The 23,453-nt window shown below is 67.0% G+C and carries 23 protein-coding genes; 12 read left to right on the top strand and 11 right to left on the bottom strand.

The features are described 5' to 3' along the window. The first annotated feature begins 2 nt into the window (after positions 1-2). Positions 3-1,787, top strand: coding sequence for a lipid A export permease/ATP-binding protein MsbA (gene msbA, locus BLU17_RS16690; RefSeq protein WP_091998372.1), 1,785 nt, complete (start codon positions 3-5; stop codon positions 1,785-1,787). Between the two features lie 104 nt (positions 1,788-1,891). On the opposite strand, the gene BLU17_RS16685 is transcribed toward msbA, so the two are convergent. Continuing rightward, positions 1,892-3,052, bottom strand: a complete 1,161-nt coding sequence (locus BLU17_RS16685) for a glycosyltransferase family 9 protein (RefSeq protein ID WP_091998370.1) — start codon at positions 3,050-3,052, stop codon at positions 1,892-1,894. Positions 3,053-3,278: 226 nt separating this feature from the next. On the opposite strand from BLU17_RS16685, the gene BLU17_RS16680 reads away from it, so the two are divergent. The 3 genes from BLU17_RS16680 (at position 3,279) to BLU17_RS16670 (ending at position 5,985) form a co-directional block, all read left to right on the top strand. Then, positions 3,279-4,559, top strand: a complete 1,281-nt coding sequence (locus tag BLU17_RS16680) for an O-antigen ligase family protein (protein WP_091998367.1) — start codon at positions 3,279-3,281, stop codon at positions 4,557-4,559. An 11-nt stretch (positions 4,560-4,570) separates the two neighbouring features. Beyond that, positions 4,571-5,497 carry a glycosyltransferase family 2 protein gene (locus tag BLU17_RS16675; protein WP_091998365.1) on the top strand — a complete coding sequence of 309 codons (927 nt, stop codon included), beginning with the start codon at positions 4,571-4,573 and terminating at the stop codon, positions 5,495-5,497. A 170-nt stretch (positions 5,498-5,667) separates the two neighbouring features. Beyond that, positions 5,668-5,985: a DUF4148 domain-containing protein gene (locus tag BLU17_RS16670; RefSeq protein ID WP_091998363.1), complete on the top strand. Its 318-nt coding sequence runs from the start codon at positions 5,668-5,670 to the stop codon at positions 5,983-5,985. 140 nt (positions 5,986-6,125) lie between these two features. On the opposite strand, the gene mnmH is transcribed toward BLU17_RS16670, so the two are convergent. From mnmH to upp, 10 genes are all read right to left on the bottom strand, one after another. Further along, entirely contained in the window at positions 6,126-7,226 is a 1,101-nt protein-coding gene (gene mnmH, locus BLU17_RS16665) for a tRNA 2-selenouridine(34) synthase MnmH (protein WP_091998361.1), read from the bottom strand. Between the two features lie 36 nt (positions 7,227-7,262). After that, the gene (rng, locus tag BLU17_RS16660) at positions 7,263-8,732 is read right to left on the bottom strand and encodes a ribonuclease G (RefSeq protein ID WP_091998359.1); all 1,470 of its coding nucleotides are present in this window, start codon (positions 8,730-8,732) and stop codon (positions 7,263-7,265) included. Between the two features lie 8 nt (positions 8,733-8,740). Then, on the bottom strand, positions 8,741-9,364 hold the full coding sequence (locus BLU17_RS16655) for a Maf family protein (protein WP_091998357.1): 624 nt from the start codon (positions 9,362-9,364) through the stop codon (positions 8,741-8,743). Between the two features lie 122 nt (positions 9,365-9,486). Continuing rightward, entirely contained in the window at positions 9,487-9,957 is a 471-nt protein-coding gene (gene rlmH, locus BLU17_RS16650; RefSeq protein ID WP_091998355.1) for a 23S rRNA (pseudouridine(1915)-N(3))-methyltransferase RlmH, read from the bottom strand. A gap of 20 nt (positions 9,958-9,977) precedes the next feature. After that, positions 9,978-10,439: a ribosome silencing factor gene (gene rsfS / locus BLU17_RS16645; protein WP_091998353.1), complete on the bottom strand. Its 462-nt coding sequence runs from the start codon at positions 10,437-10,439 to the stop codon at positions 9,978-9,980. Positions 10,440-10,441: 2 nt separating this feature from the next. Next, positions 10,442-11,197 carry a nicotinate-nucleotide adenylyltransferase gene (locus BLU17_RS16640; RefSeq protein WP_091998534.1) on the bottom strand — a complete coding sequence of 252 codons (756 nt, stop codon included), beginning with the start codon at positions 11,195-11,197 and terminating at the stop codon, positions 10,442-10,444. Then, positions 11,163-12,098, bottom strand: coding sequence for an oxygen-dependent coproporphyrinogen oxidase (gene hemF / locus BLU17_RS16635; protein ID WP_091998351.1), 936 nt, complete (start codon positions 12,096-12,098; stop codon positions 11,163-11,165). Before hemF ends, BLU17_RS16640 begins: the two co-directional genes overlap by 35 nt. Before the next feature lie 348 nt (positions 12,099-12,446). After that, positions 12,447-13,721 carry a phosphoribosylamine--glycine ligase gene (gene purD, locus BLU17_RS16630; RefSeq protein WP_091998349.1) on the bottom strand — a complete coding sequence of 425 codons (1,275 nt, stop codon included), beginning with the start codon at positions 13,719-13,721 and terminating at the stop codon, positions 12,447-12,449. Positions 13,722-13,822: 101 nt separating this feature from the next. Next, a complete protein-coding gene (locus BLU17_RS16625; protein WP_091998530.1) occupies positions 13,823-14,551 on the bottom strand; it encodes a YebC/PmpR family DNA-binding transcriptional regulator in 729 nt (242 codons plus the stop codon). Positions 14,552-14,996: 445 nt separating this feature from the next. Then, complete coding sequence (upp, locus tag BLU17_RS16620; RefSeq protein WP_091998347.1) at positions 14,997-15,647, bottom strand: uracil phosphoribosyltransferase; 651 nt, start codon at positions 15,645-15,647, stop codon at positions 14,997-14,999. Between the two features lie 359 nt (positions 15,648-16,006). Between upp and BLU17_RS16615 the strand changes: the two genes are divergently transcribed. The 8 genes from BLU17_RS16615 to kdpC all read left to right on the top strand — a co-directional run bounded on the left by BLU17_RS16615 (position 16,007) and on the right by kdpC (position 23,367). Continuing rightward, positions 16,007-16,786 carry an SDR family oxidoreductase gene (locus BLU17_RS16615; protein WP_091998345.1) on the top strand — a complete coding sequence of 260 codons (780 nt, stop codon included), beginning with the start codon at positions 16,007-16,009 and terminating at the stop codon, positions 16,784-16,786. A 165-nt stretch (positions 16,787-16,951) separates the two neighbouring features. After that, entirely contained in the window at positions 16,952-17,341 is a 390-nt protein-coding gene (locus tag BLU17_RS16610; RefSeq protein ID WP_091998342.1) for a methylglyoxal synthase, read from the top strand. Positions 17,342-17,410: 69 nt separating this feature from the next. Continuing rightward, positions 17,411-18,385 carry a quinone oxidoreductase family protein gene (locus BLU17_RS16605; RefSeq protein ID WP_091998341.1) on the top strand — a complete coding sequence of 325 codons (975 nt, stop codon included), beginning with the start codon at positions 17,411-17,413 and terminating at the stop codon, positions 18,383-18,385. Positions 18,386-18,641: 256 nt separating this feature from the next. Continuing rightward, positions 18,642-18,764, top strand: a complete 123-nt coding sequence (locus BLU17_RS16600) for a potassium ABC transporter ATPase (RefSeq protein ID WP_091998339.1) — start codon at positions 18,642-18,644, stop codon at positions 18,762-18,764. Further along, on the top strand, positions 18,761-18,853 hold the full coding sequence (kdpF, locus tag BLU17_RS16595) for a K(+)-transporting ATPase subunit F (RefSeq protein WP_027819619.1): 93 nt from the start codon (positions 18,761-18,763) through the stop codon (positions 18,851-18,853). Before BLU17_RS16600 ends, kdpF begins: the two co-directional genes overlap by 4 nt. Beyond that, entirely contained in the window at positions 18,850-20,655 is a 1,806-nt protein-coding gene (gene kdpA / locus BLU17_RS16590; protein ID WP_091998337.1) for a potassium-transporting ATPase subunit KdpA, read from the top strand. Before kdpF ends, kdpA begins: the two co-directional genes overlap by 4 nt. A gap of 16 nt (positions 20,656-20,671) precedes the next feature. After that, positions 20,672-22,756 (top strand): potassium-transporting ATPase subunit KdpB, encoded by a 2,085-nt coding sequence (kdpB, locus tag BLU17_RS16585; RefSeq protein WP_091998335.1) that lies wholly within the window; start codon positions 20,672-20,674, stop codon positions 22,754-22,756. Positions 22,757-22,788: 32 nt separating this feature from the next. Next, positions 22,789-23,367, top strand: a complete 579-nt coding sequence (gene kdpC / locus BLU17_RS16580) for a potassium-transporting ATPase subunit KdpC (RefSeq protein WP_091998333.1) — start codon at positions 22,789-22,791, stop codon at positions 23,365-23,367. Positions 23,368-23,453 lie beyond the last annotated feature (86 nt).

Genomic DNA, 23,453 nt, shown 5'->3' with positions numbered 1-23,453 from the left:
TTTTGAGCGAGAGATCAACCTTGAGCAAGCCGGTCGGCTCCGGCACGAAGTCGTCGCCGGTCGAGATCGGCAAGCGGCTGTGGCCGTATGTGAAACCGCTTCTGTGGGTGCTTCTCGCGGGCGTGGTCTCGATGGGCGTAGTCGCCGCCACCGAGGCCGGCATTCCCGCGCTGCTCAAGCCGCTGCTCGACCACGGCTTCGGCACGCGCGGCGACCCGAAAGCGCGATGGCTCGTGCCGGTCGCGGTCATCGGCCTCGCGCTCGTGCGCGGCGTCGCGCAATACGCTTCCGGCTATTTGCTGCAGTACGTGTCGAACCGCGTGCTGCTCGCGCTGCGGCTCAAGATGTTCGAGCGCATGATACATGCGAGCGTCGGCTTCTTTCAGCGCGAAACCGCGAGCACGGTCATCAATGCGATCGTGTTCGAGGTCAACCAGATTCTCGGCGTGCTGCTCGGCGTTCTCGTCACGCTCGTGCGCGATTCGCTCACCGTGATCTTCCTGCTCGGTTACCTGTTCTACCTGAACTGGCGGCTCACGCTGATCGTCGCGGTGCTGCTGCCGGCCATCGGCTGGCTCGTCAGCAAGATCAACCGGCGGCTGCGCAGGCTCAATCGCGAGCACCAGATGCTCACGAACGACCTGTCCTATATCGTCGAGGAGACCGTCGGCGGGTACAAGGTCGTCAAGGTCCACAATGGCGAGCGCTACGAAATGGACCGCTTCGGCGAGATGAGCCGCCGCCTGCGCGGTTACCAGATGCGCATGACGGTGTCGGGCGGGCTCGCGCAGCCGCTCACGCAGTTCCTCGCATCGATCGCGCTGGCGATCGTCATCACCATTGCGGTCGTGCAGGCGTCGAATGACCAGACGACGGTCGGCGGCTTCGTGGCCTTCGTGACGTCGATGCTGCTCGTGATTTCGCCGCTCAAGCATCTGATCGACGTGAACCAGCCGCTGCAGCGCGGCATGACCGCGGCCGAGCTGATCTTCGGGTTGATCGACGAGCCGCCGGAGCCGGCCGGCGGCGGCCTGCCGCTCGAGCGAGCGCACGGCGACGTGGAGTTTCGCGACGTGTCGTTCGCTTATGGCGCGAGCCACCGCGTGACGCTCGACCATGTGTCGTTTCGCATCAACCCCGGCGAAATGGTCGCGCTCGCCGGCCCGTCGGGCAGCGGCAAGACCACGCTCGTGAACCTGTTGCCGCGTTTTTTCGATCCCAGTGGCGGTCAGGTGCTGGTCGACGGCGTGCCGCTCACCGACTACGACGTGCATGCGCTGCGCAGCCAGATCGCAATGGTGAGCCAGGACGTCGTGCTGTTCAACGACACGGTCGCCAGCAATGTCGCCTATGGCGAAACGGCCGACCGCGCGCGCGTGGAGCGCGCGCTGCACGCCGCGAACCTGTGGGACACGATCTCGGCGCTGCCCGAGGGCATGGACACGCTGGTCGGCGACAACGGCATGAAATTCTCGGGTGGCCAGCGGCAGCGTCTTGCGATCGCCCGCGCCATCTACAAGAATGCGCCGATCCTGATCCTCGACGAAGCGACGTCGGCGCTCGATTCGGAATCGGAGCGTCACGTGCAGGCGGCGCTCGAAACGCTGATGCGCGGGCGCACCACGCTCGTGATCGCGCACCGCCTGTCGACGATCGAGCGCGCCGATCGCATTCTCGTGATGGACGGCGGTCGCATCGTCGAGTCGGGCACGCATCAGGAGCTGCTCGGCCAGGACGGGATGTATGCGCACCTGCACAAGATCCAGTATCAGCAAAGCGCTGCCTGACGTGCTCGGGCAACGGCTGCGGCGCGCGAAATCTTGCGCGCCGCGGTCATGAAACCCGGTCCGCGCCCGGAAGCGGCATGAGGCGCTTGCCGTGTGGTGCGCCGTCAGGCCGCGGTGGGTGTGGCCGCCGGTTCGTGAATGGAGAGGTGCCGTAACACCGCGCCGACGATCTGCGCGGGCGCGATGGTATCGACGTTGCCGCTACCCTGCAGTCCGATGGAATGGCAGGCCTCGGTCAAGCGCAGGTGGGGCGGCTCGCGGTGCGAGAACAGTGAAACGCTGGGCGTACGCGTGGTGTGCGCGACGTGCATGAGGCCGCCGTCCGCGCCTACGAACAACGCTGCGTGCGCAACGATCTCGCGCGCCTGAAGGAAGGCGAGTTTGCCTGTCAGCGAGCGGATGCGCACGTTGGCGGGCGCACTGGCGCATAGCTGCTGTGCGATCTGCTCGCCGTTGTCCGAGCCGAGCACGACGATTTCCTTCGCCGCGGGCGCATTGTCGTAACGGCTCAGCAATTCGACGAATTCAGGCCAGCGGTGGTACGTCCGGTCCGGGTCGACGCCCCCCGCCGCCAGCGCGATGAACGGACGCGCGGGCAGAAGCGCGCGCACCGACTCGCGCGTTGTCGCGCGGCTGGCGAGATACGGTTTGCTGATCGCGCTGAGCGTGTCGGCGCTGTGGCCGAGCGAAAAGACGTCGTTGATGCTCGCGAAGCTGAAGCGCGTCTGGTTGCGGTCGGGTCCGTTGAAGTAGCGGAACAGGCAGGCGTAAGGCAGCTTCGCGAAGTGGCGGGTTTTGAGGCGAATCGAAGGCAGGTTGTATTCGGAGAGCAGGATCGCGTCGTAGCGGCTCGCATCGACTTCGCCCGGGTCGCCGTAGACCGTGCCGAATACGTCGTCTTCGTTGAATAGCGGAACCAGCGACGGCAGGGCGAGCAGATCGATGCGCACACCCTTGTCCTTGAGCAGGGCGCGGCCGGCCATGTCCATGGTTGCGTCGCCGAAGTTGCGCTTGGCGTAGATCCAGAGGATCCGCTGCGAATGGCCCAGATGTCCCCGTTCGAGCCGCAACTGGCGATGCGCCTTCAGCAGCAGTTGCTTGTGCAGGTACTTTTTGGCGATCTTGAGCCGGCTCGTGCTGCGCAGGAACACCTCCGGCTCGTAAGGCACGCCCTGATACGGGATCACGGTAGACCGGGAAACGGCGTTGTCGAGCCAGCCTGCCGGCGAAAACGTTGAAGTGTTCGAGTGGGTCTGCTGAAACACGGTCTGGTTGTTATTTAGGTAACCGCTTAGTGTAGCATGGCACTACTCGGCATACTGGTGACAGATCAAGGCGCGCGGCGTCGGGCGGCCCGGCCGGGGCGGAAGTTTTGCCTCAGATTCGAACGAGAAGGTTGTATGCGTACAATGTCGCGTTTCGCTTCACAGACCCCTACAAGCTCGTAGGGGTGGAGCGAGCAACCGACCTTACCGACAAAGCAGTTTAGCGATGCCGACAGCTGTTACGATTGAACCCCGACGCACGGTGCCCGGCGACTGGCTGACCGCGGTTTTCCTTCTCGCATTTCCCTCCGTCGCCATGCTCGTGCAAGGCGCCTCGAGCGCCATGTCGATCGGCGCGGCGGTCGTGACGCTTGCGGCATTGTGCTGGCGGCGCGCGGGCGCGCCGTATGGCTATGCGCCTCTGGACCGTGTCGCTCTGGCGTTCTGCGTCGCGCTGTGCGGCCCCGTTGCCGCCGTCGCGCTGAGTACGCTTTCGCATGGCCATCCCCTGTTCCCGACCTGGGATTCGCCGTCGCGGTTTCTGCTCGCCGTTCCGATCTTTCTCGCCCTGCGCCGCGCACCGCTGCGGATCTTCGTCTGGGCGGATATCTCCTTTACGCTAGGCGCTCTCTCCGCGCTCGCGATCGCGCTGCTCACGCCGCGCGACTGGGGCGAAGGCCGCGTCGGCAGTCAGTTTCTGAACCCGATCCATTTCGGCGATCTCGCGCTCGCGCTCGGCGTGCTCTCGGCGATCGCGCTGAACTGGTGGCGCAAAGACCGCGTGTTTTGGCGCATTCTCAAGGTCGCCGGGCTGTTTGCCGGCCTCGCCACTTCGTTGCTGTCCGGTGCCCGCGGCGGCTGGGCGGCGATTCCGCTCGTCGCCGTGCTGATCGTTTGGGAGCTCGGCCGCGGCAAGCCGTTCCACTGGAAAGTGCTGATGCCGGTGACCGTCGCGTTGCTGCTCGGGCTTGTCTACGGGCTTTCGGGGACGGTGCGCGAGCGCGTCGACATGGTGTCGTCCGACTTGACGCAATACTCGCACGGCAACCGCGATACGTCCGTCGGCGTGCGCCTGCAGCTTTACGAAGCGGCCTCGAAGCTGATCGCCGAGCATCCGGTGCTGGGCCTCGGCGGCGACGGATTTCGCGACAAGATGACGTCGCTCGCGCGGCAAGGTGCGCTCACGCCGGTCGCGGCGGCGTTCGGCGAAGGCGAAGTGCACAACCAGCTGCTCGCCTATATGGCCAACTACGGTATCGTGGGCGGTCTCGCGCTGCTGGCGATCTACGTCGTGCCGGGTGTCTTTTTCGCCGCGAAGCTGCAATCCGCATCGAGGACGGCGCGGCGGACGGCGCTGATGGGGCTGTCCTTTGTCCTGATGTTTCTCGTTTTCGGGCTGACGGTCGAAACCTTCGACCTCAAGAGCACGGTGTCTTTCTATGCGACCGTGATCGGCGTCCTCGCGGCGATCGCCGACCGCGCGGCTGTCCAGTCCGACCCTTCATAGGTCAAAACCGCATGTTCAGTATTCTGATCCCGACATGGAATAACCTGCCGTACCTGAAACTGTGCGTCGACAGCATCCGGCGCCATTCCGCGTTCGAGCACGAGATTCTCGTGCACGTCAACGACGGCAGCGACGGGACACTCGACTGGGTCCGCGAGCAGGGGCTCCGCCATACGTGGAGCAAGGGGAACGTGGGGGTGTGCATCGCGGTCAACGACGTGGCGCGCCTCGCCTCGCGCGAGTGGATCCTGTTCATGAACGACGACATGTTCTGCACGCCGGGTTGGGACACGGCCTTTGTCGACGCGCTGCGCAAGATCGGCGCCGCGCCTGCGTATCTGGCTTCGCAGATCATCGAGCCGACCGATACCGGTAACGACCTCGTGACGGTCGCCCACTTCGGCACGGGGCCCGCCGATTTCAACGAGCCGGGCCTGCTCGAATTCGCGGCGAAGATGAATACCGCCGACCGCAACGGCATCGCGCTGCAGCCGACGCTGGTGAGCCGCGAGCTTTGGCTGCGCGTGGGCGGGTACAGCATCGAGTTCGGTCCCGGCATGAGCAGCGACGACGATTTCCTGATGAAGCTCTGGCTGGTGGGCTGCCGCGTGTTCCGTTCGGTTGGCGCGAGCCGCATCTACCATTTCGGCTGTCGCACGACGGGGCGCATTCGCCGCAATCGCGGCGGCCGCGAGTTCCTCATGAAGTGGGGCGTCTCGCAGCGCGATTTCAAGCGCAACTACATGAGCCGCACGGCCGAGGCGGCGCCCGGCACGCTTGCGAACGTGCCGCGACCGGGCTTCGTGAGCCGCCTCAAGCGCGTGGTGTACGCGTTCGGCCTTTACCCGACCCAGGATCTCGAAGCCTGGGAACCCGATCTGCCTGCGCAGTTGCAACACACCGCTTCGTTGGCGGACAGCGGCATGGCGCGCCGCTAGTGCGCTAGTGGGTTTGAGTGACGGATCGCAGCGGACCTTGCCTCGAACTGGAATAGTGCCTTAGGATTCTAGGGGTTAACCCTAGGGTTTCATGAGCATACGATGTGTACATCGGTCGCATGTACATACCTTGGCACGCCGGCCGTCTATTCCAACTGGAGGTCGTTTCCATGAAGTCCCTGATCCACACTGTTGCCGCTGCCGCCGCTATCGCCGCCCTTGTTGCTCCTGCCGCTTCGTTCGCGCAGTCGCATTCCACCATCACCCGCGCCCAGGTGCGCGCCGAACTCGTGCAGCTTCAGCAGGTGGGCTACCGTGTCGGCGATGGCGACAACGCCCACTATCCCGAAGCCATTCAGGCCGCCCAGGCGAAGGTCGCCGCGCTCAACGGCGCGAACAGCGGTTTCGGCGGCGTGGCGAATGCGTCGCAGTCGGGCGGCCGCGCCGCAGTGTCGGCCGAAGACTGGAACGCGATGTACTCGCGCTAAGCGTGCCGCACGCCGCACGTGAGTTGGCCGTGCAATACCGCCGCCATCGGGATACTGATGGCTTCGGCCGGGCCTCATCGTCGTCCTGGGGCCCGGCGCGGCTTTTGTGAAGTACGTGGCAGGAACAGAGCAGGGGTGCGTCAGACGGCGCGAGGCGCTTCGGCTTCGCTGGCCGTTGGCTCGCCGGCGTGTGACGACTCCTGCAATTGCTCGAGCAGCGCGCGCGCCTGCGCGAGCGTGTCGCCCGTCATCGGCTGGAATGCGAAGTGCAGCGACTTCGCGAGTTTCGGATAGTGGCGCCGCGTGCTGCGCGTATAGGCGGGGTCGTAGTGCTCGGCGATGAGCGCTTCGGACAACTCGGCGCGCCGGTCCGCGTCGAGCAAGCCGCACCAGTTCTCGATACGCTCGCGCCCATGCAGCGGCGTGAGCTTCACCAGTTGCTCGCGGAAATACGCACGGTCGGCCAGCAAATGGCCGTACTCTTCCAGCAGTAGCGCGACGCGTTCCTCGCGCGCGACATCGACCACGACGCAAGGCGCACCGCGAATGTGCCCGACGAGGGCGACCGGCAGCGTGATCGCGCCGATGCGCCGGCTTTCCGCTTCGACGAACACGGGTTGCGCGGCGTCGAACGTGCGCAGCGTTTGCACGAGCGCCGTGTCGAACGACTTTTGCGTGGGCTGCGCGCGCGTGGGCAATGCGCCGAGCAGCGAGCCGCGATGCGCGGCGACCCCTTCGAGGTCGAGCGTCTGCGCGCCGGCCGCGCCGAGCGCTTTCAGAAGGCGTGTCTTGCCGCTGCCCGTTGGCCCCGCGAGCACGATGTAGCGGAACGCGCCGGGCAGGCTGCCGAGCGCTTCGACCACCGTGTGGCGGTAGGCCTTGTAACCGCCCTCGAGCTGGCGCGCGCGCCAGCCGATCATGTTGAACATCGCCGTCATCGAGCCCGAACGCTTGCCGCCGCGCCAGCAGTAGATGAGCGGGCGCCAGTTGCGCGGGCGATCGGCGAAGGTCGTATCGAGATGCCTCGCGATGTTGCGCGCGGCCAGCGCCGCGCCTACGCGCGTGGCGTCGAACGGGGCGTTCCTGTACATCGTCCCGACGATCACGCGCTCCTCGTTGCTGAGCACGGGCGCGTTGATCGCGCCGGGAACGTGATCCTCCGCGAATTCGAGCGGCGTTCTCACGTCGACGATCTCATCGAATTCGCCGATCTGCTCAATGGTGACGCGCTGGTGATTCAACAGCGATGCTCCGGTGATGCGCTAAACGGCATCGCGCTACATCAGCACGATGTCATACTGTTCCTGACTCAGGTTCGACTCCACCTGCAGTGACACCGGCTTGCCGATGAAGTCGATCAACATGGCGAGGTGCTGCGATTCTTCCTCGAGGAATAAATCGATGACCTGCTGCGAAGCGACCACGCGGAACTCGCGCGGATTGAACTGCCGCGACTCGCGCAGAATCTCGCGCAGCACGTCGTAGCAAACCGTGCGCGCGGTTTTGACCTGCCCCTTGCCGAGGCATGTCGGGCACGGCTCGCACAACACATGTGCAAGCGATTCGCGCGTGCGCTTGCGCGTCATTTCCACGAGGCCAAGCTGCGAGAAGCCGTTCACGGTCACGCGCGTGCGGTCGCGCGAAAGCGCCTTCTTCAGTTCGCCGAGCACCTGGTCGCGATGCTCGATGTTTTCCATGTCGATGAAGTCGATGATGATGACGCCGCCCAGATTGCGCAGACGCAATTGCCGCGCGATCGTATGCGCGGCTTCGAGGTTCGTCTTGAATATCGTGTCGTCGAAGTTGCGCGCGCCCACGTAGCCGCCCGTGTTCACGTCGATGGTCGTCATCGCCTCGGTCTGGTCGATCACGAGGTAGCCGCCCGACTTGAGATCGACGCGCCGCGAGAGTGCGCGCTGAATTTCGGCCTCGATGTTGTAGAGGTCGAAGAGCGGCCGCTCGCCCGTGTAGTGATGCAGCTTCGGCAACACGGCGGGCGTGAATTCGGTGGAGAACTCGGTGAGCTTCTGGAACGTTTCGCGCGAATCGACCTGAATGCGCGAGGTTTCGTCGTTCACGAAGTCGCGCAGCACGCGCTGCGCGAGATTCAGGTCTTGATAAAGCAGGCTCGTGGCGGGCACGCGCTGCGCCTGCGCGAGGATCGTCGCCCACGTCTTGCGCAGATATGCCACGTCGGCGGCGAGTTCTTCGCTCGTGGCGTCCTCGGCGATCGTGCGCACGATGTAGCCGCCCTTTTCGTCGGCGGGCAGCACGGCCGTGAGGCGCGCGCGCACCGCTTCGCGTTCGGCCTCGCTTTCGATCTTCTGCGAAATGCCGATATGCGGTTCCTGCGGCAGATACACGAGCGTGCGCCCGGCAATGCTCACCTGTGTGGAGAGCCGCGCGCCTTTTGTGCCGATCGGGTCCTTCACGACCTGCACCATGAGCGTTTGCCCTTCGAACACGGTCTTTTCGATGGGCTGATGATGCACGCTCGCATGCGCTTCGCCGGCGATGCGCGGATGCCAGATGTCGGCCACGTGCAGAAATGCGGCGCGTTCGAGGCCGATGTCGATGAACGCGGACTGCATGCCGGGCAGCACGCGCACGACCTTGCCGAGATAGACGTTGCCGACGCGCCCGCGCGACAGCGTGCGCTCGACGTGAAGCTCCTGTACTGCGCCTTGCTGGACCAATGCGACGCGCGTCTCCTGGGGCGTGACGTTGATCAGGATTTCTTCGTTCATGATTTGTTCTAGAAGTCGATGCCCGCGGCGCGCAGGAGGGCGGCCGTTTCGAATAATGGCAAACCCATGATACCCGAATAGGACCCGTCGATTCGCTCCACGAATTCCGCCGCGCGGCCCTGAATGCCGTATGCGCCGGCCTTGCCGAACGGTTCGCCGCTCGCCACGTAGCGTGCGATCGCGGCGGGCAGCATGCTCGCGAAGCGCACGTGCGAACGCGAGACCGCGACGGGCAGGCACACGCCTTCGGCGTTCACCACGGCCACGGCCGTGAGCACTTCGTGCTCGCGGCCCGCGAGCCGCTCGAGCATCGCGTAGGCTTCGGCGGCGTCGTGCGGCTTGCCGAGAATGTGGCCGTCGATGGACACCGTGGTGTCGGCCGTGAGAATCGGCGCATGGCTGTGTGCGCCGGCCACGAGGCGCGCACGCGCGGCGTCGGCTTTGGCGGCGCACACGCGCTCGACGTAGACGGCGGCGTGCTCGCCGGGCAGCACGGCTTCGAGCGCTTCGGCGTCTTCGTCGGGACGCGGCAGCAGCAGTTCGAAGCGCACGCCGAGCTGTTGCAGCAGCTCCTGGCGCCGCGGGCTTTGCGAGGCGAGATAGACGAACGGATAGGGCGCGTTAGTGGGCATCGGAGCGTCTTGGACGTGACGGACTTCGGGTTGGCGAGCGTGCCTGCCGTGAGGCGCGGGGCGCGCGCCCAGAGCGGCTCGGGCGTGCCGGATACCGGCTTCATGCGTGCTTCAGAACCGCTTCACACGCGATGATAGGGGTGATTCTGCGTGATGGTCCAGGCGCGGTAAAGCTGCTCGGCGAGCAGCACGCGCACCATCGCATGCGGAAGCGTGAGGGAGGAAAGGCGCAGCAGCGTGTCGGCGCGCGACTTGAGCTCGGGGTCGAGGCCGTCCGCGCCGCCGATCAGGAACGCCACGTCGCGGCCGTCCCGCTGCCAGAGCGGCAGCGCCTTGGCGAGCTGCATCGTGGTCCAGTCCTTGCCGCGTTCGTCGAGCGCGACGATGCGCGCGTTCTTCGGCAGCGCGGCTTCGATGCGCGTGCGCTCGGCGGCCATCACGCTCTCGGCCGGGCGGCCGGACGAGCGCTGTTCGGGCTTCACCTCGCGCAGTTCGATGCGCAGCTCGGGCGGCATGCGCTTCGTATATTCCTCGAAGCCCTCGGCAATCCAGTCCGGCATCTTGTGGCCGACGGCGACGATGTGCAGTTTCATCGGTTGGAAGCGTGCTGCGCTTATTTCGCGATCTTGCGCGCGGCGGTTTTGCGCGCGGGCTTCTTCGCGACCGGTGCCTCGTCCTCGTCTTCGTCGTCCATCGGCTCGCTCGGGCGCGCGCCCACGAAGCCCGTGCTGGCCGCGAGCTTCACGCGAACCGGCTTGTCGCCCCAGATCTCCTCGAGGTTGTAGTACTGGCGCAGCGCGGGCTGCAGGATGTGGACGACCGCGTCGCCGCAATCCACGAGCACCCATTCGCCGATATCCTCGCCTTCCGTGCTGACGATGTCGCCGCCGGCTTCCTTGACCTTTTCGCGCACGCTGTTGGCAAGCGCCTTGGTCTGGCGGTTCGAGGTGCCGCTCGCGACGACCACGCGGTCGAACAGCTCGGTCAGATGGCTCGTGTTGAAGACGCGAATGTCCTGTGCCTTGACGTCTTCCAGACCGTCGACGATGGCGCGTTGAAGTTTGCGGATGTCCATAGTTACCCGTGTTGCAGATAGAGATGATGTTGGAGGATATAGTCCCACACGGCTGCGGGGAGCTTGTCGGCGGCGGTGCCGCCGCGTTGCCCGCTCGCCACGCAGGCCGGCAGGTCGCGCCGGATGGCGGTCGCCGAAACGTCGAGCGCGAGCGTTTCGTCGATCAGCAGGTGGCCATGCGGCGTTGCCGCGAGAGTGGCCGCGCTCGCGCGGCGCGCGGCGACTTCCCTGGCGACTGCGGGCGGCAGCGCCGCGAAGTCGAAGCCCGGACGGCTCGCCACGCCCAGATGCGCGAGCGCGAACAGCGAACGCCATTCGTGCCACGAATCGAGATGCAGCAGTTGATCGGCGCCCATCAGCAGCGTGAGTGCCGCCGCGCCGTTGCTTGCGCGCTTCGCACGCCAGCGGCGCAGTGTGTCGACCGTGTAGGTCGGGCCGCGATGCTCGATTTCGTCGGCGTCGACGCTGACCGTCACGCCCGGCGGCGCGAGCGAGGCGGCGGCGGCGCGCGTCATCGCGAGCCGATGACGCGCCGCCGTGACGCCGGGCTTCTGCCACGGCTGGCCGGCGGGCAGCAGGACCAGCTCGTTCAGATCCAGCACGCGCGCGAAATGACGCGCGAGTGCGAGGTGGCCCTCGTGGATCGGATCGAAGGTGCCGCCGAGCAGCCCGACGCGCCGTGCGAGCGCGCTGGGCGGGGCGGCGAAAGGTTGCGTCACGGCGTCAGATCCAGTCGCGCACCGGCAGGAAGTCGGTATAGAGGCGCGCTTCCGGCGTGCCGGGCTGCGGCTGCCAGTCGTAGCGCCAGGCGGCGCCCGGCGGCATCGACATGAGGATCGATTCCGTGCGTCCGCCGCTTTGCAGGCCGAAATGCGTGCCGCGGTCCCAGACCAGGTTGAACTCGACATAGCGGCCCCGCCGGTATGCCTGGAATTCGCGCTCGGCTTCGCCGTAGGGTGTCGCGCGGCGCTTTTCGATGATCGGCAGGTAAGCCTTGAGGAAGCCGTCGCCCACGCTGCGCAGCATCGCGAACGCCTGGTCGAAGCCGCCTTCGGCGTAGTCGTCGAAGAAAATGCCGCCCACGCCGCGCGCCTCGTTGCGGTGCTTCAGGAAAAAGTAGTCGTCGCACCAGCGCTTGAAGCGCGGATAGAGATCGGCGCCGTAGGGCGCGAGCGCGTCGCGGCACACGCGGTGAAAATGCTGCGCATCTTCCTCGAAGCCGTAATACGGCGTGAGGTCCATGCCGCCGCCGAACCAGAACACCGGCGCCTCGCCCGCCCTGGTGGCGAGCAGCATGCGCACGTTCATGTGCACGGTCGGGCAGTACGGATTGCGCGGGTGCAGCACGAGCGAAACGCCCATCGCCTCGAAGCCGTGGCCCGTGAGCTGGGCGCGCGCGGCCGTGGCGGAGGGCGGCAGGGCGTCGCCGGAAACGTCGGAGAAGCCAATGCCGCCACGCTCGAAGAACTGGCCGCCTTCGATGATGCGCGTGCAGCCGCCGCCGCGCAGCGTGTCGCCGGGGGCGCGTTGCCAGTTGTCGGCGGCGAGCGGCGTGCCGTCGAAAGCGCCGAGCGCGTCGGCGATCTGCATCTGCAGGCTGGCGAGCCAGGCGCGCACGGCTGCGCTGTCCGGGGAGGCGCTGTTCGGAGTGTCGGTCATCGATGAAATGGGGGCGGCGGCGCCGGATTCAGGTTACTCGGATAGGCCGCCCCGGGGCGGTCTGACAGCGGCAGTGTAGCGCCGATTGGCGCGACGCCCGACGCCGTTATCAGCGTTGCGTCGGCCGTGCCCGACAACACAGTCACGCCGCTGCGCTGGCGTGCTCGCTTCGGCCTGTTGTACGGCGAACTGCGCGACGAACGCGGGTGCCCGGACGAATCGGCCGCCGGGGCCGTTGCGCGCAGGCCACAGGGAGCGGCGGGGAGACGCATGTAGAGCGAGGCGCGAGCGGCGGCTCGTGTCTTTGGGGGCCGCATGAGTGCTCGCGGCCCCGAAGAACCCTTGCGTTTACTGCTTGCGTCCTGCGGCGCGATAGCCGATGTCGTGGCGATACTGCATGCCGTCGAACGAGATGCGGTTCACGGTCTCATACGCCACGCTCTGCGCGCTGCGCACCGAATCGGCGAGGCCGACCACGCACAGCACGCGGCCGCCCGACGTCACGAGCTTGCCGTCCACGAGCTGCGTGCCTGCGTGGAACGTCACGGAATCGGCGGTCTCGGCCGGGATCTCGCTGATGCGGTCGCCCTTGCGCGGCGTATCCGGGTAGTTGTGCGCCGCGAGCACGACGCCGAGCGCCGTGCGGCGGTCCCATTCGAGTTCGACCTGGTTCAGCGTGCCCGCGATCGCGTGTTCCACGACCTTCGAGAAGTCGCCCTTCAGGCGCGCCATGATCGGCTGCGTCTCGGGGTCGCCCATGCGGCAGTTGAACTCGAGCGTCTTCGGGTTGCCCTGCGCGTCGATCATGAGGCCGGCGTAGAGGAAGCCCGTGTAGCGGATGCCTTCCTTCTCCATGCCCGCCACCGTCGGCAGGATGATTTCGCGCATCACGCGCGCGTGCAGTTGCGGCGTGACGACGGGCGCGGGCGAGTAGGCGCCCATGCCGCCCGTGTTCGGGCCCTGGTCGCCGTCGAGCAGGCGCTTGTGGTCCTGGCTCGACGCGAGCGGCAGCACGTGCTTGCCGTCCACCATGACGATGAAGCTCGCCTCCTCGCCCGCGAGGAACTCTTCGATCACCACGCGCGCGCCGGCGTCGCCGAGCTTGTTGTCGGCGAGCATCATGTCGATGGCCTGATGCGCTTCTTCCAGCGACATCGCCACCACGACGCCTTTGCCCGCGGCGAGGCCGTCGGCCTTGATGACGATCGGCGCGCCGTTCTTCTCGACGTAGGCGTGCGCGGCCGTGGCGTCCGAGAAGGTCTCGTAGGCCGCGGTCGGGATGTTGTGGCGCTTCATGAACGCCTTGGCGAAGTCCTTCGAGCTTTCGAGCTGTGCCGCTTCCTTCGACGGGCCGAACACCTTCAGGCCGCGCTGGCGGAACACGTTGACGATGCCCGCCGCGAGCGGCGCTTCCGGGCCGACCACGGTGAGGGCGACCTGCTCGCGCTCGGCGAAATCGGCGAGCTCGTGGATGTCCGTGATGTCGATGTTGGCGAGCCGCTCGTCCTGCGCGGTGCCGCCGTTGCCGGGTGCGACGTAGACGAGTTGCACGCGCGGCGCCTGCGCGAGCTTCCACGCCAGCGCATGTTCGCGGCCGCCAGAACCGACGACGAGTAACTTCATGTGAATCCCCGAAAGACCTGAACCAGAAACAGTTGCGGCCGGCGCACAGTGCGCCGGCCGTAAAAATCGCATGCGGGCGGCGGGCCGCCCGGGCCGACGCCTTATTCCTCGGCGATCGACGCGTTGGTGTACACCTCCTGGACGTCGTCCAGGTTCTCGAGCGCGTCGAGCAGCTTTTGCATTTTCACGGCGTCGTCGCCCGTGAATTCGACCTCGGTTTGCGGCTTCATGGTGACTTCGGCCATTTCCGCCTTGAAGCCCGCGGCTTCGAGCGCGGATTTCACCTTCGGGAAGTCGAACGGCGGGCACACCACTTCGATGGAGCCGTCATCGTTCGTCACGACGTCGTCGGCGCCCGCTTCGAGCGCGGCGTTCATGAGCGCGTCTTCGGGCGTGCCCGGCGCGAACACGAACTGGCCGACGTGATCGAACATGAACGACACCGAGCCGTCCGTGCCCATGTTGCCGCCGAACTTCGAGAACGCGTGGCGAACTTCCGCGACGGTGCGGGTGCGGTTGTCGGTCATCGTGTCGACGATGACGGCCGCGCCGCCGATGCCGTAGCCTTCGTAGCGGATTTCCTCGTAGCTTGCGCCGTCCACGCCGCCCACGCCGCGCTGGATCGCGCGGTTGATGTTGTCCTTGGGCATGTTCGCGTCGGTCGCCTTGTCGACAGCGAGGCGCAGGCGCGGGTTCGTGTCGATGTCGCCGCCGCCCAGTCGCGCCGCGACCTGGATTTCCTTGATGAGCCGCGTCCAGACCTTGCCGCGCTTCGCATCAGCTGCGGCTTTCTTGTGCTTGATGTTGGCCCATTTCGAATGACCCGCCATACCTTTCTCCGTCGCACGCGCGGCGCGCGTGCAGTGTGCAATGTGCTGTTGTCGTTGCGTGTTCCCGGGGCGGCTTCGCGCCAGCGCCGCCATGCCGATGACGTGCGCGCGCGAGCCGGTGCGCCCTTGAGTGTCCTGTCCGCCCTTGCTTTGCCGGCCGCGCCTCGTGGCGCCGGCGCGCTGGCGGCGCGGCCGCATGGCGTTGATGCAAGCCGTGCGGCGCTTTCGCGCCAAGCCGGCGCCGCGCCCGCCCGGCTGGATTCGGGGGCGCGCCCGTTCAGGTGGATCTGAATTTTATCACGCCGGGACCGCCCGGCTTCGCCGTGCGACGTGACGAAACGCACGGCGATCGCCGTTTGTGGCGGGAGCGCGCCGGCCGCGAACGTGCGGCCGGGAGGGGCGCTGGGACGGTCCGGCCTGGGCGGGCGGCCCGTATGCGCAGGCCTCAGTTCTTCGTGCCGAACAGCCGGTCGCCGGCGTCGCCGAGGCCCGGAACGATGTAGGCGTGGTCGTTGAGGTGCGAATCGAGCGACGCCACGTAGAGTTTCACGTCCGGGTGCGCCTTCTGGAACACCTCCACGCCCTCGGGCGCGGCCACGAGCGCGAGGAACAGAATGCGCTCGCCGGGCACGCCGCGGCGCTTGAGCACGTCGATGGCGTGCGCCGCCGAGTAGCCTGTCGCGACCATCGGATCGCAGAGGATGAACGTGCGGTCCTCGAGGTCGGGCAGGCGCACGAGATACTCGACCGGGCGATGGTCGTCGGCGCGATACACGCCGATATGGCCCACGCGCGCCGACGGGATCAGTTCGAGCAGGCCGTCGGACATGCCCACGCCCGCGCGCAGCACGGGCACGATGGCAAGCTTCTTGCCCGCGATCACGGGCGCGTCGATTTCGACGAGCGGCGTCTGCACGCGGCGCGTCGTCATGGGCAGCGCGCGCGTGATTTCATAGCCCATCAGCAGCGTGATCTCGCGCAGCAGCTCGCGGAACGTGCGCGTGGACGTGTCCTTGTCGCGCATGTGCGTGAGCTTGTGCTGAATCAGCGGGTGATCGAGGATGAAGAGATTCGGGAAACGGCTGTCCTGTTTCATGGCGGGGCGCACGAGGCTGCAAGGGAATCGGGGAATCGGTCGTGCCGCTGCCGCGCGGGTCCGAAGCGGGGCGCCCGGATTGCGCGATTGCGGCGAACACGGGCCGCCGCGCGCGGCAAGCGGGTGGGGCTTGCGAAGGCGCCGGGCCGCGCTACAGGCGCAAGTATACGGGAACTGGGCAGGAACCAAGAGGGAGCCGGCGGTGACTCGGCGGGGAACCGGGCGCCGCCGCCGGCGCTCCACGCGGCGCGCCCGATTCTTCTAGAATCGAACAAAGGTCGCAGGGCGGCACGGCGCGTGGCCCGGCCGCGCGCGACTTGTCACATGACGGACATCCACGCAACAAGGACACGAATACGATGGACATGGGCATCGCAGGACGCACCGCGCTGGTGTGCGCGGCCAGCAAGGGGCTCGGGCGCGGCTGCGCCGAGGCGCTCGCCGCCGAAGGCGTCGACGTGACGATCGTCGCGCGCACCGAGCAGACGCTCGAGGAGACCGCCGCCCGGATCCGCGCGAGCGCGGGCGTGGAGGTGAAGGCGGTGGCCTGCGACATCACCACGCAAACGGGCCGCGCCGCCGCGCTCGCCGCCTGCCCCTCGCCGGACATTCTCGTGAACAACGCGGGCGGGCCGCCGCCGGGCGACTTCCGCAAGTACACGCACGAAGCGTGGATCGCGGCGCTGGAGGCGAACATGCTCACGCCGATCGCGCTGATCCAGGCCACCATCGACGGCATGATCGCGCGCGGCTTCGGGCGCATCGTCAACATCACGAGCTCCTCGGTGAAGGCGCCGATCGACGTGCTCGGCCTCTCGAACGGCGCGCGCTCGGGTCTCACGGGCTTCGTCGCGGGCGTGGCGCGCCAGGTCGCGGCCACGGGCGTCACGATCAACAACCTGCTGCCGGGCGCATTCGACACCGACCGCATCCACGCCACCATCGTCGCGCAGGCGAAGGCGAACCATATTTCGGAGGACGAAGCGCGGGCACGCCGCATTCAGACGATTCCCGCCGGGCGCCTCGGCACGCCGGAGGAATTCGGCCGAGCCTGTGCATTCCTGTGCAGCGCTCACGCGGGCTACATTACCGGGCAGAACTGGCTGATCGACGGCGGGGCTTATCCGGGCACCTATTGACTTGTCCCGCGGATACTTCCGGGCTCGCCGTCGAGCAGCGCGCGGCCGGCCCGTGCGAGGTCCGGCCGCCCCGAACCGGGTGCGCCATCCTCTAACGGCGCGCCGCCCCCTGCGGCGCATCACGACAACCCGGCACGCAACCCTCACATCAAGGAGCCTCACGCCATGCCAACCCGCGTCGCACTGATCGCGCATGACCACAAGAAGGAAGACATCGTCAAGCTGGCGGGCGAATACGTCGATACGCTGCGTCACTGCGAGATCATCGCCACCGGCACGACCGGCTCGCGCATCGAGGCCGCGACCGGCCTGAACGTCGAGCGCATGCTCTCCGGCCCGCATGGCGGCGACCTGCAGATCGGCGCGCGTCTGGCCGAAGGCAACATCGACATCGTGATCTTCCTGCGCGACCCGATGACGCCGCAGCCGCACGAGCCCGACATCAACGCGCTCGTGCGCGCGTGCGACGTGCACGACGTGCCGTGCGCGACGAACATTTCGACGGCGCGCATGCTGCTCGACGTGCTCACGCAGCGCCAGAAAGACGCAATCTGACACGCGCGTGACGTGCGCGTCAGGTGCGCGCCATCCAGCCAGCAACCAGGAGAACTGCAAGGAGACGTGATGACCAAGGCAATCCGTTACGACAAAACCGGCGGCCCCGAAGTGATGAAGTGGGTGGACGTCGAGGTGGGCGAGCCGGGCGAGGGCGAGGTGCGTCTGCGCCAGAGCGCGTGCGGCCTCAATTACATCGACGTGTACTTTCGCACCGGCCTTTATCCGCAACCGCTGCCCGCCGGACTCGGCATGGAGGCGGCGGGCGAGGTGACGGCCGTGGGCGAGGGCGTGAGCGCGCTGAAGGTGGGCGACCGCGTGGCCTATGTCGCGCGTCCGCCGGGCGCCTACGCGCAGGAGCGCGTGCTGCGCGCCGACCAGGTGATCAAGCTGCCGGACGCGATCGGCGACGAAGCGGCCGCTTCGATCATGCTGCAGGGCCTCACCGCCCAATACCTGCTGCGCCGCACGTACCGCGTGAAGGCCGGCGACACCATCGTCATCCAGGCGGCGGCGGGCGGCGTGGGCCTCATCGTGTGCCAGTGGGCGAAGGCGCTCGGGGCGACCGTGATCGGCACCGTGGGATCGGACGAAAAAGCCGCGATCGCGAAAGCGCACGGCTGCGACCATCCGATCGTCTACACGCGCGAGGACTTCACGGCGCGCGTGCGCGAGATAACCAACGGCGTGGGCGTGCCCGTGGTGTACGACTCCATCGGCAAGGATACCTACACGAAATCGCTCGACTGTCTCGCGCCGCTGGGCATGTTCGTGAGTTTCGGCAATGCGTCGGGGCCGCTGCCGCCGATCGATTCGTCGGAGTTCGCGGGGCGCGGCTCGCTGTTCTTCACGCGCCCGACGCTTTTCACCTACATCGCCAGACGCGCCGATTACGAAGCGATGGCCGCCGAGCTGTTCGACGTGGTCGCCTCGGGCAAGGTGAAAACGTCGATCAACCAGCGCTGCGCGCTGAGCGACGTGGGGCAGGCACACGCCGGTCTCGAAGCGCGCAAGACCACGGGATCGACGGTGCTGCTGCCGTGAGCCGACCGGATGCGCCGGCGCGCCGCACGCGCCGTGCCATCGACGCGGGCGCATTGACCGGACCTTTATCCTGCTTCGCTGCAGCCGTCCCTAAAGGCGCGCAACGCCAACGTTGCGCGCCTTTTTTCTTCTCCATTCCCTGCCGCACCCGCTCGTTTACGCGTTTTTTATACAAGCGCCGACACCTTTGATCCGGATTTAATGCGTCAGCGGGTACCTTGCAGCCATCCGTCATCCGCGAATGGAGAACACGACAATGGATGTGCTGTATATCGGGGGGCTGGCGGCTTTCGCCGCGCTCACATACGCGTTGATCGCGGGCTGCGACAAGCTCATGCAGTACCGCCGCGATCAGGGCGTGAAGGGAGTGCGCTCATGACCTGGATCTTCTGGCTATCGGGGGCGGCGACGCTGCTGCTGTTCGTCTATCTCGTCCATGCGCTGCTGCGCGCGGAGGATATCGAATGAATACCAGCACGCTGCTCCAGGCGGGGCTTTTCATCGTCATCCTGCTCGCGCTCGCCGTGCCCGTATCGGGCTACATGACGCGCGTGCTCGACGGGCGCTCGCGCGTCGTGCGCCTCTTCGCGCCGCTCGAAAACCTGCTCTATCGCGTGGCCGGCGTCGATCCGCAGGCCGGGATGGACTGGAAGCGCTACGCGCTCGCCACGGTGTCGTTCAACCTGTTCGGCACGCTGTTCCTCTACCTGCTGCTGCGCGTCCAGGGCTGGCTGCCCGGCAACCCGCAGCAGTTCGGCCCGATGACCGTGGATGGCGCGTTCAACACGGCCGTCAGCTTCGTCACCAACACGAACTGGCAGGACTATTCGCCCGAGCAGACCGTGAGCTACCTCACGCAGATGCTCGGCTTCACCGTGCAGAACTTTCTCTCGGCGGCGACGGGCATCGTGGTCGTGGTCGCGCTGATTCGCGGCTTTGCGCGCCACTCGGTGAAGACCATCGGCAACTTCTGGGTCGATCTCACCCGCACGACGCTCTACGTGCTCGTGCCGATGGCGGCGATCATCGCCGCGCTGCTGATGAGCCAGGGCATGATCCAGAACTTCAAGGCGTATCAGGACGTGCCCGTGCTGCAGACCACGACCTATGCCGCGCCGAAGCTCGACGCCCAGGGCAATCCGGTGAAGGACGCGCAGGGCAACGCCGTCACGGTCGACACGAAGGTGACGACGCAGACGCTCGCCATGGGCCCGGTCGCCTCCCAGGTCGCGATCAAGATGCTCGGCACCAATGGCGGCGGCTTCTTCAACGCGAACTCGGCGCATCCGTACGAGAACCCCACGCCGTTCTCGAACGTCGTCGAAATGTTGGCGATCCTGATCATTCCGGCCGCGCTGTGTCTCGTGTTCGGCAACGTGGTGGGCGACCGCAGGCAGGGCGTCGCCGTGCTCGCGGTAATGACGGTCGCGTTCGCCGTGGCCGTGGGCTGCGCGCTGTCGGCCGAACAGTCGGGCAATCCGATGTTCGCCACGCTCAACGTCGATCAGCACGCGAGCGCGCTGCAGGCCGGCGGCAACATGGAAGGCAAGGAAACGCGTTTTGGCATCGCGCAGACGGGCATCTTCGTCGTCGCGACCACGGCCGCCTCGTGCGGCGCCGTGAACGCGATGCACGACTCGCTCACGCCGCTCGGCGGCCTGATCCCGATGCTCTTCATCCAGCTCGGCGAAGTGATCTTCGGCGGGGTCGGCTCGGGGCTCTACGGGATGCTCGTGTTCGCGCTGCTCGCGGTGTTCGTGGCGGGGCTCATGATCGGCCGCACGCCCGAATACGTCGGCAAGAAGATCGAGTCGTTCGAGATGAAGATGGTGTCGATCGTCGTGCTGCTCACGCCGATGCTCGTGCTCGTGGGGACCTCGATCGCCGTGCTGCTCGACGCCGGCAAGGCCGGCATCGCCAATCCCGGCGCGCACGGCTTCTCGGAGATCCTCTACGCGTTCAGTTCGGCGGCGAACAACAACGGCAGCGCCTTCGCGGGGCTCTCGGTGAACACCCCGTTCTACAACTCGATGCTGGCCATCGCGATGTGGTTCGGCCGCTTCGGGACCATCGTGCCGGTGCTCGCCATCGCGGGTTCGCTGGCCGGCAAGAAGCGGCTGGCCGTGACCGGCGGCACGCTGCCCACGCACGGCCCGCTGTTCGTCGTGCTGCTGCTCGGCACCGTGCTGCTGGTCGGCGCGCTGACCTACGTGCCCGCGCTCGCGCTCGGCCCCGGCGTCGAGCATCTGATCATGATGGGCGTGCACTGAACAGGACTTCATCGATATGAATCAACATAGTGCAACACGATCCATGTTCGATCCGGCGCTCGTGCGTCCGGCCATCGTGGATTCGTTCAGAAAACTCAAGCCGCGCACGCAGTTGCGCAACCCCGTGATGTTCTGCGTCTACGTGGGCAGCGTGCTCACGACGATCCTCTGGATCGCCGCGCTCATGGGCCAGGCCGAGGCGCCCGCGGGCTTCATCCTCGCGGTCGCGCTGTGGCTGTGGTTCACGGTGCTGTTCGCGAACTTCGCCGAGGCGCTCGCGGAAGGGCGCTCGAAAGCGCAGGCCGCGTCGCTGCGCCAGGCGAAGAAGGACGTGATGGCGAAGAAGCTCAACGAGCCGCATCCGAAGGCGCCGATCCGCATCATGACGGCGTCCGACCTGCGCCGCGGCGACGTGGTGCTGGTCGAGACCGGCGACACGATTCCGGCCGACGGCGAGGTGATCGAAGGCGTGGCCTCGGTGGACGAATCGGCCATCACGGGAGAATCGGCGCCGGTGATCCGCGAGTCGGGCGGCGACTTCTCGTCGGTCACGGGCGGCACGCGCGTGCTGTCCGACTGGATCGTCGTGCGCGTCACGGCGAACCCCGGCGAGGCGTTCCTCGACCGCATGATCGCGATGGTCGAGGGCGCGAAGCGCCAGAAGACGCCGAACGAGATCGCGCTCACGATCCTGCTCGTCGCGCTGACCATCGTGCTGCTGCTCGCCACCGCGACGCTGCTGCCGTTCTCGATGTTCTCGGTCGAGGCGGCAAAGATGGGCCACGTGGTCACGATCACGGCGCTCGTCGCGCTGCTCGTGTGCCTGATCCCGACGACGATCGGCGGGCTGCTCTCCGCGATCGGCGTGGCCGGCATGAGCCGCATGATGCAGGCCAACGTGATCGCGACCTCGGGCCGCGCCGTGGAGGCGGCCGGCGACGTGGACGTGCTGCTGCTCGACAAGACCGGCACGATCACGCTCGGCAACCGCCAGGCGTCGGCGTTCGTGGCGGCGCCGGACGTGACCGAGGAGGCGCTCGCGGACGCCGCGCAACTGGCCTCGCTCGCCGACGAAACGCCGGAAGGCCGCAGCATCGTCGTGCTCGCGAAGCAGCGCTTCAACATCCGCCAGCGCGACATGACGGCGCTCCAGGCCGTGTTTCTCGCGTTCAGCGCGCAGACGCGCATGAGCGGCGTGGACCTGCCGGGCCGCGAAATCCGCAAGGGCGCCGCCGACGCCGTGAAGCACTACGTCGAGGCGCACGGCGGCCGCTTCCCGCCGGAGGTGGACACGGCCGTGGACGACGTGGCGCGGCGCGGCAGCACGCCGCTCGTGGTGGCGGACCTGCACGACGGCGCCGCGCGCGTGCTCGGCGTGATCGAGCTGAAGGACGTGGTGAAGGGCGGCATCAAGGAGCGTTTCGCCGAACTGCGCAAGATGGGCATCAAGACCGTGATGGTGACGGGCGACAACCGCCTGACCGCCGCCGCGATCGCCGCCGAGGCCGGCGTGGACGACTTCCTCGCGCAGGCCACGCCCGAGACCAAGCTCGCGACGATCCGCGAGCACCAGGGGCAGGGCCGGCTCGTGGCGATGACGGGCGACGGCACCAACGACGCCCCCGCGCTCGCGCAGGCCGACGTGGCCGTGGCGATGAACACGGGCACCCAGGCCGCGAAGGAAGCGGGCAACATGGTGGACCTCGACTCGAACCCGACCAAGCTCATCGAGATCGTCGAGATCGGCAAGCAGATGCTCATGACGCGCGGCTCGCTCACGACGTTCTCGATCGCCAACGACGTCGCGAAGTATTTCGCGATCATTCCGGCGGCGTTCGCGACCACCTATCCGCAACTGAACGCGCTCAACGTGATGCATCTCGCCACGCCCGCGTCGGCCATTCTTTCGGCGGTGATCTTCAACGCGCTCATCATCGTGCTGCTGATTCCGCTCGCGCTGAAGGGCGTGAAGTACCGGCCGCTCGGCGCCGCCATCCTGCTGCGCCGCAATCTGCTGATCTACGGCCTCGGCGGGATTCTGGTGCCGTTCGTCGGGATCAAGCTGATCGACATGGTGCTGGCCGCGTTCGGCTGGGTTTGAGCCATGCCTCGCCAAATAGACAGGAAACCAAAATGAAAGCGCAGTTTCGTCCTTTGATCGTGATCTTCGCCGTGCTGATGGTCGTCACCGGCCTCGTGTATCCGGCCGTGATGACCGCGTTCGGCCAGGCCGCGTTCCACCGCCAGGCCAATGGCAGCCTGATCGTCGCGGACGGCAAGGTGGTGGGCAGCGCGCTCATCGGCCAGCAGTTCGATGCGCCCCGTTACTTCTGGGGCCGTCTGTCGGCGACTTCGCCGATGCCGTACAACGCGGCGGGCTCGGGCGGCTCGAATCTCGGGCCGACCAACCCGGCGCTCGCCGACGAGGTCAAAGGCCGCATCGCCGCCCTGAAGGCCGCGGGCACGGATGTCTCGCAGCCCATTCCCGTCGATCTCGTGACGTCCTCGGGCAGCGGGCTCGACCCCGAGATCTCGCCGGCCGCCGCTGCGTACCAGGTGGCGCGCGTCGCGCAGGCGCGCCACCTGAACGCGAACGACGTGCAGGCGCTCGTGGACCGCCATACGAAGGGCCGTCAGTTCGGCGTGTTCGGCGAGCCGCGCGTGAACGTGCTCGAGCTGAACCTCGCGCTCGACGGCAAAGCGGCGAGCTGAGCCGCAGCGTTGCCGGCCGCCGCACGCAAGGCGCCTCGCCGCCGTGCGTGCGGTTTGCCATGCGGTTTGCCAATTCCGCGCCGCGG

The sequence above is a fragment of the Paraburkholderia lycopersici genome (genome assembly GCF_900096975.1).
In the GTDB taxonomy this organism is placed as follows: Bacteria; Pseudomonadota; Gammaproteobacteria; order Burkholderiales; family Burkholderiaceae; genus Paraburkholderia; species Paraburkholderia lycopersici.
Note: the sequence above shows the minus strand (reverse complement) of the source record. Positions and strands in the feature narration are given on the sequence as shown.